Below are 13,519 nucleotides of genomic sequence, written 5' to 3' on the forward strand. Positions count from 1 at the left end.
ATTGGGGAGGGTAGGTCAGCCCGCGTTGGTGTCGGCATTCTTGATATGAACCTCGAACCCGGCCTCGCGCAGGGCGGTGAGGATGGTTTCAAGATGCTGACGATCGCGGGTTTCAAGCGTCACGTCCGAGAAGGTTTCCTTGGCCGGGAGCTGTGAGAACAGGCGGTGATGGCTGACATCGATGATATTGCCGCCGAGGGTGCCAAGGATGGTCGCAACCTTGCCAAGCGCGCCCGGAATGTCCGACAGCTGCACGCGCAGGCGGGTGATCCGGCCTTCGCGCACGAGCGACCGCATCAGCAAGGACGCAAGCAGGCGGCTGTCGATATTGCCGCCTGACAGGACGAGCGCCACTTTGCGGCCGCGGAACCGCTCAGGATGCACCAGAAGCGCGCCGAGCGCAGCCGCACCAGCCCCTTCAGCAACGGTTTTTTCAATATTGAGATAGAGGCTGACAGCCTGTTCTAGCGTGTCTTCGTTGACCAGCAGGACATCATCCACAAGCTTGCGGGCGATTTCGAGCGTGAGCGTGCCGATGGTCTTGACTGCGATGCCTTCGGCCAGCGAATTGCCGCGCGCCACATAATCCTCATCGCGGAGGGCACGATAGAGCGACGGAAAGCGCTCGGCCTGAACGCCAAGGATTTTGAGATCGGGGCGGAGCGTCTTGGCCGCCACGGCAATGCCGGAAATCAAGCCGCCACCGCCCACGGGCACGAGCAGAGCATCAAGATCCGGAACCTCATCGAGCATTTCAAGGGCGATGGTGCCCTGGCCCGCGATCACATAACGGTCGTCAAAGGGGTGGATGAGGGTGAGACCCTTTTCCGTGGCGAGTGCGGCCGTGTAGGTCGCGGTTTCGTCATAGCGTTCACCCTGCAACACCACATTGGCGCCGAAATCCTCGGTCTGGCGGACTTTGACGAAGGGTGTGGTGGACGGCATGACGATGGTCGCCGGGATGCCGAGGCGCTGGGCGTGATAAGCGACGCCTTGAGCATGGTTGCCGGCCGAGGCGGCGATGACGCCCACCGCGCGTTCCGCATCCGTCAGGCTCAGAAGCTTGTTCAGCGCTCCGCGTTCCTTGAAGGAGGCGGTGAACTGGAGATTCTCGAATTTGATATAAACCTCGGCCCCGGTCAGCTTGGACAGCGTATGGGACTTGTTGAATGGGGTGCGCAGGATCGCGCCGTCAATGGCGGCGGCGGCGGCTCTAACATCTGCAAGCGTGACGGGCAGAGTGGCCATATCCTTGGACCGGTCCTGAGGCATGTTCATATCTTCATAATCCTGCGGGTTTTTTGTAGTTTTCGTACATACACGGAACCTTCTGCGCATGCAAATTACTTGACGCCGCAAAATCCCCGGCAAAATCCTTGGTCGGGGCGCTTTAACGATGTTTTCGGCCGCGTCCGCCAAATTTCAACAGGATAGACGCCGCCGTCATTAAACTTGGCTTAACGACTGGGATTTATAACTGTAGGCAGACCGGTTTCCCGGTCATTGGTCTTTTCATGCGTTATGCGGAACCCGGAAACTCATGCTCTCGATCGTTGGTCTCGTTCTTGTCCTTGTGGCCGTGTTTGGTGGCTATATTTTCTCTGGCGGGAAAATGGAGCCCATTCTCCATGCGCTGCCCCATGAGATGATCGTCATCGGTGGCGGTGCTACGGCGGCCTTTCTGGTGGCCAACAGCGTTGGCATCATCAAGGGCGCGGGTAAGGGCTTTACCAAGGTTTTCAAAGGCCCGAAATGGAAGAGCGACGATTATCGCGACCTCCTGAGCCTGCTGTTCATGCTGACGAAACTTGTCAAAACAAAGGGCGTGATCGCCCTTGAGCAGCATATCGAGCATCCGGAAGAGTCAAAGATTTTCAATCACTTCTCGAAGATCTCCAGTGATCATCATGTGGTTGTCTTCATTTGCGACTATCTGCGCATGATGACCATGAATTTCGATGATGCCTATCAGGTCGAAGACGTGATGCAGAAGGATCTCGAAAAACATCATGCCGAAGTGCATGGCCCGGCCCATGCCCTGGCCATGATGGCTGAAGGTCTGCCCGCCATCGGCATTGTCGCCGCGGTCATGGGCATCGTCAAAACCATGGGCAGCATTTCCCAGCCGGTCGAGATTCTCGGAGCCATGATCGGCGGCGCGCTGGTCGGTACGTTCCTTGGGATTTTCCTGTCCTATCTGATGGTCGGCCCGATCGCCACCCGGCTCGGTCAAATTCTGGATGAGGAAGGCAAGTTCTTCAATGTCATCAAGGACACGCTGGTGTCCCACCTCCACGGTAACGCGCCACAGATTTCCGTCGAAATCGGCCGCAAAAGCGTGCCGTCTTCGATGCAGCCGAGTTTTTACGAACTCGACGAAGCCATCGCCTCCATCCCACCGGAACTGAGCTGATCTCGCTTGCCGGTTGAAATATGGATTGCCGGGTCAAGCCCGGCAATGACAGTTAGGGGGCGTTCACGCTTCGCTTCCGCTTCGCTTCCGCTTCGCTTCCGCTTCGCTTCCGCTTCGCTTCCGCTTCGCTGGCAGGAACCAGATAACCACCCCCTTTGTCATACGCGGGCTTGACCCGCGTATCCATGGTTCCACCCATTGTGACGGCCGGATGGATTGCCGGGTCGAGCCCGGCAATGACAGTTTTTTGGGGGGCTGGGCCATCCGCTTTTGCTTCGCTGGCAGGAACCAGATAACCACCCCTTTGTCATACGCGGGCTTGACCCGCGTATCCATGGTTCCAGCCATTGTGACGGCTGGATGGATTGCCGGGTCGAGCCCGGCAGTGACATAAATATTACGGGGGGTTATTCCGCCAGCTTGCGTGCCACGTCGAGGGCGAAATAGGTGAGGACGCCATCGGCTCCCGCGCGTTTGAAGGCGAGCAGGCTTTCGAAGACTACGGCGTCGCGGTCGAGCCAGCCGTTTTGGGCGGCGGCGGTGAGCATGGCGTATTCGCCGGAGACCTGATAGGCGAAGGTCGGCACGCGGAATTCGTCTTTGACGCGGCGCACGATGTCGAGATAGGGCATGCCCGGCTTGACCATGACCATGTCGGCGCCTTCGGCGAGGTCCTGGGCCACTTCGCGCAGGGCTTCGTCGGAATTGGTGGCGTCCATCTGATAGCTGCGCTTGTCGCTTTTGCCGAGGCAGTTGCGGGTGCCTACGGCATCGCGGAACGGGCCGTAGAAGGCCGACGCATATTTGGCCGCATAAGCCATGATGAGCTGATCCTTGAGGCCGTTCTTTTCAAGCGCCGTGCGGATCGCGCCGATGCGGCCGTCCATCATGTCGGAGGGGGCCTGAATATCGGCCCCGGCCTCGGCCTGAACCATGGCTTGGCGGACCAGAATTTCCACCGTTTCATCATTGAGGATGTGACCGTCGGCCACCAGGCCGTCCTGGCCCGTGGTGGTGTAGGGATCGAGGGCCACGTCGGTCATGATGCCGATTTCGGGCACGTCTTTTTTGATGGCGCGGGTGACGCGGCAGACCAGATTGTTGCGGTTGGTGGCTTCGCGGCCGTCATCGGTTTTCCAGTCATGCGGTACGAGCGGAAAAAGGGCGATGACCGGAATGCCGAGTGCTGCGGCTTCGCGGGCGGCGGCGACGGCTTCGTGGAGATCGAGCCGCTTGACCCCCGGCATGGTGGGGATATCGCTGTCGGCTCCGTCTTCACGCACGAAAATCGGCCAGATGAGGTCGGCGGCGGTCAGCACATGTTCACCCACAAGCGAACGGATCCACGGCGTGCGACGCAGGCGGCGCGGGCGGAGGGCGGGGAATCTGGCAGTCATGCGATAGGCTCCTCGTGGTTCTTACTGTCGGGACGGCCCATCAGGAAGGATTGATGGTCGCGCACCAGCTCGGTCAGGAACTGGCAGACGGCATCGACCCGTGCGACGGACCGCAAATCCTCATGCACCGCCAGCCACAGCTCGCGTCGGATCTCGATCTCGTCGGCCAGAACCGGGCGCAGCCGGTCATCGAACTCGGCCATGAAGGCATGAAGGAGGGCGAGGCCGACACCTTCGAGGCAAGCATTATATTGCGCCATCATGTTCGAGCTGCGGAAGACGAAATTCGGATCCTTCACCAGCTGGTCGATCAGCCTGAGTTCCGGCATCTGCAACAGATCGTCGATGTAGCCGATGAAGGCATGGCTCGTCAAATCCTCCGCCGTGCGGATCGGCCCTGCGCTTTCGAGATAGCCTGGGCTCGCATATAGCTTGAGGTTGTAGGTGCCGAGTTTCCAGGCGATGAGCCGGCCGGAATCGGGCCGTGACAGGGTGATGGCGATATCGGCCTCGCGTTTTGACAGGCTGAGGCGGCGGGTTTCGGCGATCAATTCTAATTCAATGCCGGGATGAAGAGCGCGGAACTGGGGCAGGTGGCGGGCGACCACCTGGGACCCGAGGGCCTCGGTGGTGGCGAGCCGGACGGTGCCGGTCAGTTGCGCGTCTTTGCCCGAGATGTCCTTGAGGACATTGATGGATTCCGCCTCCATGGCTTCGGCATAGGGGAGCAGGCGTTGTCCGGCCTCGGTCAGTTGATAGCCCTGGGGGGATTTGTCAAAGAGGCGGGCGTCCATGGCTTGTTCGAGCGCGGCGATGCGGCGCGAGACGGTGGTATGGTCCACATGCAGTCGTTGCGCAGCCGAAACAAGCCGCCCTTTGCGGGCGAGTTCGAGGAAAAACCTGAGGTCGTCCCAGTTGAACATGGTGGTGGGGGTCCTTGGGGTGTCGGGAGCGGTCCTGATTCCAAAATTGTAATTCCCGCACGTTTCAAAGTGTCATCCCCGCGAAAGCGGGGATCCAGACCTTGGCTAACATGGATTCCCGCTTTCGCGGGAATGACAGGGTGGGGTTTGGATGTCCATTTTAGAGTCAGGAATGACAGTCTTAGAGTTGGGAATGACAGAGACTTAAATAATCGACGCCAGCACCTCGGCGAGGACTTCAGGCATTTCCACTTGCGGGGCGTGGCCGCTGTCGAGGGTGATGACGGGCAGGCAGGGCAGCGTCTCCTGCATGCGCTGTTGCATGGTCAGGCTGATGGCCTTGTCGCGGGTGCATTCGATATAGGCACGGGGCACGCGGCCGAAATTTTCGGGGGTGACATGCACGGGCGTGGTGAAGGTCTTGATGGCTTGCGGCTGGACGCGAGCGATGATGGCCGTGACCTCGGCCGGATCGCAGCCCTCGTAGACCGCTGTGCGCAGGCCTTCTTCGGACATCAGGACGGCCGGGGCGTCGGGCAGCTTCTGGGAGAATCGGGCAGCGGTGCTTTCTGTGTCTTCTTTCATGACTTTGGCCATGGCGACGCCGTCCGGCAATAGATAGGCGGTGAGATAGACAAGCAGGGTGATACGATCGGGGCGGCGCTCGGCGACTTCGGATAGCACCGCGCCGGACATGCTGTGGCCGACGATCATGGCCGGGGCATCGAGGCTGTCGAGGAAGGCGGTCACATGATCGGCGTAATTGGCGAGGGTTTGTTTGTCGAGGTCGTAATCCGCCCCGTGACCCGGCAGATCGAGGGCATGGACGGTCAGGCCGCGGGCGGTCAGATGCGGGATCAGCTTGTCCCAGCTCCAGGCGGCGTGCCATGCTCCGTGGATCAGGATAATATCGGTCACTATGTTTCCCCCTGTTTTCGCTTGATGTGCAAAAATGCAGAATTTTTCTGTGGCATTCTGACATGACCTTGCGTTTTTGTCTTCTTATAAGAAGGGTGGAGCAGGGGCAGAACAGAAGAATGACCGCCCCGAGAGAGCAATTTTAACAATCAGGACAAGCGCCATGGCTTACGACGTCAATCATTTCATCGGCGGCAAGATGGTCGAAGGCAAAAGCGGCCGCTTCGGCGATATCTATAACCCGAGCATCGGCGAAGTGCAGGGCCGGGTGGCGCTCGCTTCGAAGGCGGAAGTTGAGGCTGCCATTGCCACGGCCGAGGGCATGTTCCCGGAATGGTCGTCCACGTCGGTTGTGACGCGCGGGCGTATCATCCAGAAATTCCTGCAGCTGCTGTATGCCAATATCGATGAGCTGGCGGAACTGGTGTCGCGGGAGCATGGCAAGGTCATCACCGACGCCAAGGGCTCGGTCCAGCGCGGCATTGAAGTGGTCGAATTCGCCTGCGGCATCCCGCATTTGCTCAAGGGCGAGTATTCGGACAATGTCAGCACCGGCGTCGATATCTATTCCATGCGCAAGGCGCTTGGGGTCTGCGCGGGCATCACGCCGTTCAACTTCCCGGCCATGATCCCCATGTGGATGGCGCCGATGGCCATCGCCTGCGGCAATACATTCGTCATGAAGCCATCGGAAAAGGACCCGTCCTGCCCGATGCGCATCGCCGAAATCTTCAAGGAAGCCGGGCTGCCGGATGGCGTGCTGAACGTCGTCAATGGCGACAAGGAAGCGGTCGACACCCTTCTGACCGATCCGCGCGTCAAGGCTGTGAGCTTTGTCGGTTCGACCCCCATTGCCCGCTATGTCTATGCGACGGCGACGGCCCACGGCAAGCGCTGCCAGGCCATGGGCGGGGCCAAGAACCATATGATCATTATGCCGGACGCCGATCTTGATCTGGTGACCGACGCCTTGATGGGGGCGGCTTACGGGTCGGCGGGCGAACGCTGCATGGCGATTTCGGTTGGCGTGACCACCGATGACCGCGTGGCTGACAAACTTGTGAACATGTTGAAGCCACGGGTGGAGACGTTGAAGGTCGGTTATTCGCTGGATCCGGCGTCGGAAATGGGCCCGCTTGTGACGCGCGAGCATTGGAACAAGGTTAAGGGTTACATTGACCTCGGCGAGCAGGAAGGGGCGGAAGTCGTGGTCGACGGACGCGATCTGAAGCTTCAGGGCTATGAAAACGGCTTCTTCATGGGCGGCACTTTGTTCGATAAGGTGAACACGGAAAGCCGCGCTTATAAGGAAGAAATCTTCGGCCCGACCTTGCAGATCGTGCGCGCGAAAAGCGCGGATGAGGCGTTCCGGCTGCCGACCATTCATGAATATGGCAATGGCACCTCGATCTTCACCCAGAACGGTCATGCCGCGCGCAGCTATGCGGATAAGGTCGAAGTGGGCATGGTCGGCATCAATATTCCGATCCCGGTGCCGCTTGCGTTCCATACCTTCGGCGGCTGGAAGAATTCGGCCTTTGGCGACCATAACACCATGGGCATGCAGGCGGTGCATTTCTATACCAAGATCAAGACCGTGACTACGCGCTGGCCGACCCAGCGCACCGGTGCGGAATTCGATCTCCCGACCTTGAAATAGGTACGGAGCAGCCCGGCAATGAATTTTGATCTGACAGAAGATCAGCGGGCGTTTCAGGATACGGCGCGACAGTTTTCGCAAGAAATCTTCGCGCCGAATGCTGAACATTGGGATGCCACAAGCACCTTCCCGGTGGAGGCGCTGCGGCAGGCTGCGGCGCTCGGCTTTGCCGGGATTTATGTGGGCGAGGACGTGGGCGGCTCGGGCCTCTCGCGTCTCGACGCCGCGTTGATTTTTGAAGAACTGGCGGCTGGTTGCACCTCGACCGCCGCCTATCTTTCGATCCATAACATGGCGTCCTGGATGATTGACCGCTTTGGCAGTGAGGCTCAGCGGCAGCGGTTCCTGCCGAGGCTCACGACCATGGAGCATTTCGCCAGTTACTGTTTGACCGAACCGAGTGCGGGGTCCGACGCCGCGTCGCTGCGGACGCGGGCGGTGCTTGATGGCGATCATTATGTGCTGAATGGGGCCAAGGCCTTTATCTCGGGCGGTGGCGTGGCCGATATTTATGTGGTCATGGCGCGCACGAGTGATGACGGGGCCAAGGGTATTTCGACCTTTGTGGTTGAAGCCGGTACGCCGGGGCTCAGCTTCGGGGCGCAGGAAAAAAAGCTTGGCTGGAAATCGCAGCCGACGGCGGCGGTGATGTTCGATGACTGCCGCATTCCGGCCGCGAACCATATCGGCGCGGAAGGCGACGGCTTCAAGATCGCCATGATGGGGCTTGATGGCGGGCGCTTGAATATCGGGGCCTGTTCGCTGGGCGGCGCGCGGCGCTGTCTTGAGGAGGCGCTTGGTTATGTGCAGGACCGCAAGCAGTTCGGCAAGCCGCTCGCAGCCTTTCAGGCGTTGCAGTTCAAGCTTGCGGATATGGCGACGGAGCTTGAGGCGGCGCGGCTTCTGCTGCACAAGGCGGCGGCGAAACTGGACGCCAAATCGCCGGACGCTACGCAATATTGTGCTATGGCCAAACGGCTTGCGACCGACACCGGCTTTGCCGTCGTCAATGACGCGTTGCAGCTTCATGGCGGCTATGGATATCTGCGCGATTATCCGATCGAACGCTTCCTGCGCGACGTGCGTGTGCATCAGATTCTCGAAGGTACGAACGAGATCATGCGTGTTATCGTGGCGCGTAATCTTTTGGACCAATCCCGGAAAAGCGAGTGACAGATGATGAGTGACGCAGAAATCCTGTTTCATGAAGCCGATGGCATCGGTTTTGTCCTTCTCAATCGCCCGAAGGCGCTCAATGCCCTGACCTATGACATGTGCGTCGATTTCGATGCCAAGCTTGTGGAGTGGGCCGCGAACCCGGCCATCAAGGCGGTGATTATCGAGGGGGCCGGGGAAAAGGCGTTCTGCTCAGGCGGCGACGTGCGCAAGGTTTATGAAGGCGGCCCGGCTGAAGTGAAATCGGCCATGAAGTTCTTTGGTGACGAGTACATCATGAACTCGCGGCTGCATCATTTTTCAAAACCATTTGTGGCGCTGCTCGACGGGATTGTGATGGGCGGCGGCTTCGGGGTGTCGGCTCATGGCAGTCATCGCGTGGTCAGCGAGCGCACTCTGTTCGCCATGCCGGAAACGGCCATCGGGCTTATTCCGGATGTGGGCGGCGGGTTTGCCCTGTCGCGGTTTCCGGGCAAGCTTGGGCTCTATGTGGCCTTGACCGGCACGCGCTTCCGGGCGGCGGATTGCCTTTATATGGGCTTTGCTACCGATTATGTGCCGTCGTCCCGGCATGAGGCTCTGAAGGCGGCCTTGCGCGCGGCGGATATCCGTAGTGATGCTGACGTGGATGCTGTGATCGCCCGCTTTGCCGAAGATGCGGGCGTGGCTCCTGTGGCGGAGCACCGGGCCGAGATCGATGCGGCTTTTTCAGCCTCGACGGTGGAAGGCATCGTGGCGACGCTTGCCCTCAATACCAATGACTGGGCGCAAAAGGCCCATGCCAGCATTCTGGTGCAGTCGCCGACCAGTCTGAAGCTCACCTTCCGCCAGTTGCGGGACTGCCTGGACCTTGATTTCAATGAAGGTGTGAAGCTCGAATATCGCGTGGTGGCGCGGATTATGCTTGGGCATGATTTTTATGAAGGTATTCGCGCGGTGCTGGTCGATCGCGACAATGCGCCGAAATGGCAGCCGGATCATATCGCGGCGGTGACGGATGCCGAGGTTGATCATTACTTCGCGTCGCTTGGGGCGGATGAATTGGTGATCTGAGGGGTAGGTTTTACCTTTACTGGCTGCCCACCATTTAGGTGTCATTCCCGCGAAAGCGGGAATCCATGTTGACGAAGGACTGGATCCCCGCTTTCGCGGGGATGACAGCTCTGGGGCTGGGAATGACAGCATTAGGCGACTGAGAGACTTTGAAGCTTGGGAGGCTTGCACATGACAACCATCGGATTTATCGGGCTTGGCAATATGGGTGGGCCGATGGCTCGGAACCTTGTGGCCAAGGGGCATGAGGTGAAGGTCTTTGATCTTGTCGAGGCCAATGTGGCGCTGCTGATCGCGGCCGGAGCGACGCGGGCGGCCTCGGCCGGAGACGCGGCGCGGGACGTGGATGTGGTTGTCACCATGCTGCCCGCCGGCAAACATGTGCGGGCGGTTTATGGCGACGCCGGTGGAGTGATCGAGAGCGCGCGGGCGGGGACGCTGTTCATCGACAGCTCGACCATCGATGTTGACTCGGCCCGTGCTGTGGCCGAGGCGGCGGAGGCGCGCGGTTTCGCCATGGTCGATGCCCCGGTGTCGGGCGGCGTTGCGGCGGCGGAGGCGGGGACGCTTACCTTCATGGTGGGTGGTCCGGACGCGGCCTTCACCAGGGCGCAGCCGATTTTGGAAGGCATGGGCAAGGCGATCATTCATGCGGGCGGCGCGGGCACCGGGCAGGCGGCCAAGATCTGCAACAATATGATCCTCGGGATCACTATGATCGCCACCTGCGAAGCCTTTGTGCTGGCGGAAAAGCTTGGGCTCGATCATCAGAAACTGTTCGATATTTCGTCGAAGGCGTCGGGGCAGACCTGGTCGCTCACCTCCTATTGTCCGGTGCCGGGGCCGGTGCCGACATCACCCGCGAACCGCGATTACAAACCCGGGTTCGCAGCCGCCATGATGCTGAAGGACCTGAAGCTCGCCCAGGAAGCGGCACAGGCCGCCGGGGCCAACACGCCTTTAGGGCTCGACGCCATGAAGCTTTATGAGGCGTTCGCGGCAGACGGTCAGGGCGGGGTGGATTTCTCGGGCATTATCAACATGCTCCGGGGGTAGGGCAGATTAAATACTGTCATTGCCGGGTCAAGCCCGGCAATGACAGGTATGGGGGAGTACGTCGCGCAACCGTCATCGCGAGCCGCGTTAGCGGCGTGGCGATCCAGGGGCTTTTTTCGGCGGCAGGGCTGGATTGCTTCGGCTTTGCCTCGCAATGACGATTGGTCGTGCAGGGGCGGAATTATGCAATCTAGGAGTTAGTTAAGGAATTTTTAGGCTGTAAGTCCATATAATGGGGCCATGTGGGTTTAAGTTGATTTGATTGGATGACGGACTATGGCAATTGCAGCTAAAAGCTCTCTCGTCGGACTGGATGAGACGCCGCAAGGCCAGATCAAGGGCCATTTTCTGGAATCCTTGCGGCTGGTGGAGCGTTTGCATCGGCGTTTGCTCGATATCGTGAAAATGCGGCTGGATGAAACCGGGCGGACCGAGATCAACAGCGTTCAGGCTCTGCTGCTGTATAACATCGGCGATAACGAGATGACGGCGGGCGAGTTGCGGACCCGGGGGTATTATCTTGGGTCGAACGTGTCCTATAACCTCAAGAAACTGGTGGAGATGGACTATATCGAGCATGAGCGGTCGGAGCATGATCGCCGTTCGGTGCGGATCCGTCTGAGTGACAAGGGGCGCGATGTGAAGGCCCTGGTGGTGTCGTTGTTCGATGAACAGCTGGCGGATGCCCTGGGTGGCAAGCATATGACGCCTGAAGACATGAAAGGCCTGCGTGATGCGCTCCGCGGGTTGGAGCGCTATTGGTCCGAACAGATCAATTACGCCACACTCTGAAAGAATTAAGGGATACAAAACCCACAGCGGGTTGATACACTGACGGCAAATGTGTATCTAAAAGGCGCTGATGTGCGGGGCGACGGCCGATGGTCAGATGCTTGTCGGACCGACCCCGCGGATAAGAGGCTAACCGCTGATGGACTACGACCGCCTGTTCGCCGATGCCGTGCATTCCCTGAAGGCTGAGGGACGCTATCGCGTCTTCATCGATATCGAGCGAAAAAAGGGCGAATTCCCGCGCGCCGTCTTTCATGGCGAACGGGGACCCCGCGATGTGGTGGTCTGGTGCTCGAACGATTATCTCGGCATGGGCCAGCATCCGGACGTGATCGCGGCCATGGAAGAGGCGCTCCATAAGGTCGGGGCAGGGGCGGGCGGCACCCGCAATATTTCCGGCACCAATCATTACCATGTGCTGCTTGAGGCGGAACTTGCCGATCTTCATGGCAAGCAGGGGGCCTTGATCTTCACCTCGGGCTATATTTCGAATGAGGCGACCTTGTCGACCCTTGCGAAGCTGTTGCCCGATTGCGTGATGTTCTCGGACGCGCTCAATCATGCCTCGATGATCCATGGGATCATTCGCGGCGGGTCTGAGAAAAAAGTGTTCCGGCACAATGATGTCGCCCATCTGGAAGAGCTTTTGAAGTCGGTCGACCCGGCTCGGCCCAAGGTTATTGCCTTTGAGTCCGTCTATTCCATGGATGGCGATATCGCGCCGATCGAGGCTTTTTGTGATCTGGCGGACAAATACAATGCCTTCACCTATCTGGATGAAGTCCATGCGGTCGGCATGTACGGGCCGCGCGGCGGCGGCGTGGCCGAGCGCGAAGGCATTATGCATCGGCTTGATATCATTGAAGGAACGCTTGGCAAGGCGTTTGGGGTCATGGGCGGGTATATCACCGGAAGCCATGCTCTGGTGGATGCCATCCGATCCTTTGCGCCGGGCTTTATTTTCACCACGTCGCTTGCGCCGGTGGTGGCTGCGGGGGCGGTTGCCGCCATCCGCCATCTGAAGCACAGCCAGAGCGAACGCGACGCCCAGCAGGAACGGGCGGAGACGCTCAAGACCCGGTTGCGCGCCGCCGGACTGCCGGTGATGGACAGCGTGACCCATATCGTGCCGGTGCTGGTGGGCAATGCGGCGCTCTGTAAACAGGCGTCGGACATGCTGCTGGATGACTATGGCATTTATGTTCAGCCGATCAATTATCCGACCGTCCCGCGCGGGGCGGAGCGGCTGCGGTTTACGCCCACGCCCTTGCATGATGATGCTATGATGGATGATCTCGTGACGGCTCTGGTGGCTGTCTGGGAACGGCTTGAGGTCAAGAAACGGGCGGCGTGAGGCGCGGATGAGCGGACAGCGCGGGAATTACATTGTCGAGTTTTTGCAGATCGGCAATTCCGTCAAGGTTTCGGCCATTGACCCGGTGACGGGGCTTGAGGTGTCGATTGTTGGTTCGCCGCTGTCGAGTCGCGAGACCCTCAGCCGCAGTGCGATCCGGAAGCTTGAGACCCGGCTTCAGGCCACGCGCTGATTGTGCTGCGCTTGGCGGCAATGCGCAGATATGGTAGCCAAGACAGGCGTGCTGTGCTATGCGGTGCCGCAATTGCTCAGGCTATTTTTAGCGGTCCAGGAATTAACATGTCCAAGAAACCCGTTGCCATCGCCTCGGACCATGGCGGGTTCGAAATGAAATCCCTGCTGATCGAGGAATTGATGCGTCTCGGGCTCGATGCCCTTGATCTCGGCTGTCATGGGCCGGAGAGCGTCGATTATCCCGATTACGCCGACCGCATGGCGGAGGCGCTGAAATCCGGCAAGGCCGATCGCGGCATTCTGTTGTGCGGCAGCGGCATCGGCATCAGCATGGCTGCGAACCGTCATGCCCATGTGCGGGCGGCGCTCTGCCATGATCATTATTCCGCGCGTATGAGCCGCCAGCATAACGACGCCAATGTGCTTGTGCTGGGTGGGCGCACCACGGGGCCGGAAATCGCCAAGGACTGCCTGAAAATCTTTCTTGAAACCGAGTTTGAAGGTGGGCGTCACGCCGGCCGGGTGGCCAAGTTTTCCCCGGCTGAAGACGCCAAAGCCTGATTGTTTAAACCTTACACCAAT

At 59.6% G+C, this 13,519-nt stretch carries 13 protein-coding genes; 9 read left to right on the forward strand and 4 right to left on the reverse strand.

Translation table 11 applies throughout. From position 1 onward, the window contains the following. Positions 1 to 15 precede the first annotated feature (15 nt). Positions 16 to 1,278 (reverse strand): threonine ammonia-lyase, encoded by a 1,263-nt coding sequence (locus tag NYP16_RS08880; protein WP_274943777.1) that lies wholly within the window; start codon positions 1,276 to 1,278, stop codon positions 16 to 18. Between the two features lie 262 nt (positions 1,279 to 1,540). Here NYP16_RS08880 and motA point away from each other — a divergent pair, with 262 nt between their 5' ends. Beyond that, positions 1,541 to 2,413 carry a flagellar motor stator protein MotA gene (gene motA, locus NYP16_RS08885; protein WP_274943778.1) on the forward strand — a complete coding sequence of 291 codons (873 nt, stop codon included), beginning with the start codon at positions 1,541 to 1,543 and terminating at the stop codon, positions 2,411 to 2,413. Between the two features lie 407 nt (positions 2,414 to 2,820). Here motA and hemB read toward each other — a convergent pair whose 3' ends face one another. The 3 genes from hemB to NYP16_RS08900 form a co-directional block, all read right to left on the reverse strand. Next, a complete protein-coding gene (gene hemB, locus NYP16_RS08890; RefSeq protein WP_274943779.1) occupies positions 2,821 to 3,810 on the reverse strand; it encodes a porphobilinogen synthase in 990 nt (329 codons plus the stop codon). Continuing rightward, positions 3,807 to 4,733 carry a LysR family transcriptional regulator gene (locus NYP16_RS08895; RefSeq protein WP_274943780.1) on the reverse strand — a complete coding sequence of 309 codons (927 nt, stop codon included), beginning with the start codon at positions 4,731 to 4,733 and terminating at the stop codon, positions 3,807 to 3,809. The genes hemB and NYP16_RS08895 overlap by 4 nt, the downstream gene beginning before the upstream one ends. 204 nt (positions 4,734 to 4,937) lie before the next feature. Further along, positions 4,938 to 5,651 (reverse strand): alpha/beta fold hydrolase, encoded by a 714-nt coding sequence (locus NYP16_RS08900; protein ID WP_274943781.1) that lies wholly within the window; start codon positions 5,649 to 5,651, stop codon positions 4,938 to 4,940. Positions 5,652 to 5,814: 163 nt separating this feature from the next. Here NYP16_RS08900 and NYP16_RS08905 point away from each other — a divergent pair, with 163 nt between their 5' ends. The 8 genes from NYP16_RS08905 to rpiB all read left to right on the forward strand — a co-directional run bounded on the left by NYP16_RS08905 (position 5,815) and on the right by rpiB (position 13,498). After that, positions 5,815 to 7,311, forward strand: a complete 1,497-nt coding sequence (locus NYP16_RS08905) for a CoA-acylating methylmalonate-semialdehyde dehydrogenase (protein WP_274943782.1) — start codon at positions 5,815 to 5,817, stop codon at positions 7,309 to 7,311. Positions 7,312 to 7,329: 18 nt separating this feature from the next. Beyond that, positions 7,330 to 8,484 (forward strand): acyl-CoA dehydrogenase family protein, encoded by a 1,155-nt coding sequence (locus NYP16_RS08910; protein ID WP_274943783.1) that lies wholly within the window; start codon positions 7,330 to 7,332, stop codon positions 8,482 to 8,484. Positions 8,485 to 8,490: 6 nt separating this feature from the next. After that, positions 8,491 to 9,540, forward strand: a complete 1,050-nt coding sequence (locus tag NYP16_RS08915) for an enoyl-CoA hydratase/isomerase family protein (protein WP_274943784.1) — start codon at positions 8,491 to 8,493, stop codon at positions 9,538 to 9,540. 171 nt (positions 9,541 to 9,711) lie between these two features. Next, entirely contained in the window at positions 9,712 to 10,596 is an 885-nt protein-coding gene (mmsB, locus tag NYP16_RS08920; protein ID WP_274943785.1) for a 3-hydroxyisobutyrate dehydrogenase, read from the forward strand. Between the two features lie 276 nt (positions 10,597 to 10,872). Further along, on the forward strand, positions 10,873 to 11,388 hold the full coding sequence (locus NYP16_RS08925; protein ID WP_274943786.1) for a MarR family winged helix-turn-helix transcriptional regulator: 516 nt from the start codon (positions 10,873 to 10,875) through the stop codon (positions 11,386 to 11,388). A gap of 139 nt (positions 11,389 to 11,527) precedes the next feature. Beyond that, positions 11,528 to 12,742, forward strand: a complete 1,215-nt coding sequence (gene hemA / locus NYP16_RS08930; protein WP_274943787.1) for a 5-aminolevulinate synthase — start codon at positions 11,528 to 11,530, stop codon at positions 12,740 to 12,742. Between the two features lie 7 nt (positions 12,743 to 12,749). Then, the gene (locus tag NYP16_RS08935) at positions 12,750 to 12,935 is read left to right on the forward strand and encodes a DUF6898 family protein (RefSeq protein WP_274943788.1); all 186 of its coding nucleotides are present in this window, start codon (positions 12,750 to 12,752) and stop codon (positions 12,933 to 12,935) included. 107 nt (positions 12,936 to 13,042) lie between these two features. Next, positions 13,043 to 13,498 carry a ribose 5-phosphate isomerase B gene (rpiB, locus tag NYP16_RS08940; RefSeq protein WP_274943789.1) on the forward strand — a complete coding sequence of 152 codons (456 nt, stop codon included), beginning with the start codon at positions 13,043 to 13,045 and terminating at the stop codon, positions 13,496 to 13,498. Positions 13,499 to 13,519: the final 21 nt, after the last annotated feature.

The sequence above is a fragment of the Govania unica genome (assembly GCF_027920805.1).
GTDB classification, from domain to species: domain Bacteria; phylum Pseudomonadota; class Alphaproteobacteria; order Sphingomonadales; family Govanellaceae; genus Govanella; species Govanella unica.

Bases quoted from the DNA above. Each gene is read 5' to 3' on its own strand.
- NYP16_RS08880 (WP_274943777.1), bottom strand. From the start codon at position 1,278: ATGAACATGCCTCAGGACCGGTCCAAGGATATGGCCACTCTGCCCGTC.
- motA (WP_274943778.1), top strand. From the start codon at position 1,541: ATGCTCTCGATCGTTGGTCTCGTTCTTGTCCTTGTGGCCGTGTTTGGT.
- hemB (WP_274943779.1), bottom strand. From the start codon at position 3,810: ATGACTGCCAGATTCCCCGCCCTCCGCCCGCGCCGCCTGCGTCGCACG.
- NYP16_RS08895 (WP_274943780.1), bottom strand. From the start codon at position 4,733: ATGTTCAACTGGGACGACCTCAGGTTTTTCCTCGAACTCGCCCGCAAA.
- NYP16_RS08905 (WP_274943782.1), top strand. From the start codon at position 5,815: ATGGCTTACGACGTCAATCATTTCATCGGCGGCAAGATGGTCGAAGGC.
- NYP16_RS08910 (WP_274943783.1), top strand. From the start codon at position 7,330: ATGAATTTTGATCTGACAGAAGATCAGCGGGCGTTTCAGGATACGGCG.
- NYP16_RS08915 (WP_274943784.1), top strand. From the start codon at position 8,491: ATGAGTGACGCAGAAATCCTGTTTCATGAAGCCGATGGCATCGGTTTT.
- mmsB (WP_274943785.1), top strand. From the start codon at position 9,712: ATGACAACCATCGGATTTATCGGGCTTGGCAATATGGGTGGGCCGATG.
- NYP16_RS08925 (WP_274943786.1), top strand. From the start codon at position 10,873: ATGGCAATTGCAGCTAAAAGCTCTCTCGTCGGACTGGATGAGACGCCG.
- hemA (WP_274943787.1), top strand. From the start codon at position 11,528: ATGGACTACGACCGCCTGTTCGCCGATGCCGTGCATTCCCTGAAGGCT.
- NYP16_RS08935 (WP_274943788.1), top strand. From the start codon at position 12,750: ATGAGCGGACAGCGCGGGAATTACATTGTCGAGTTTTTGCAGATCGGC.
- rpiB (WP_274943789.1), top strand. From the start codon at position 13,043: ATGTCCAAGAAACCCGTTGCCATCGCCTCGGACCATGGCGGGTTCGAA.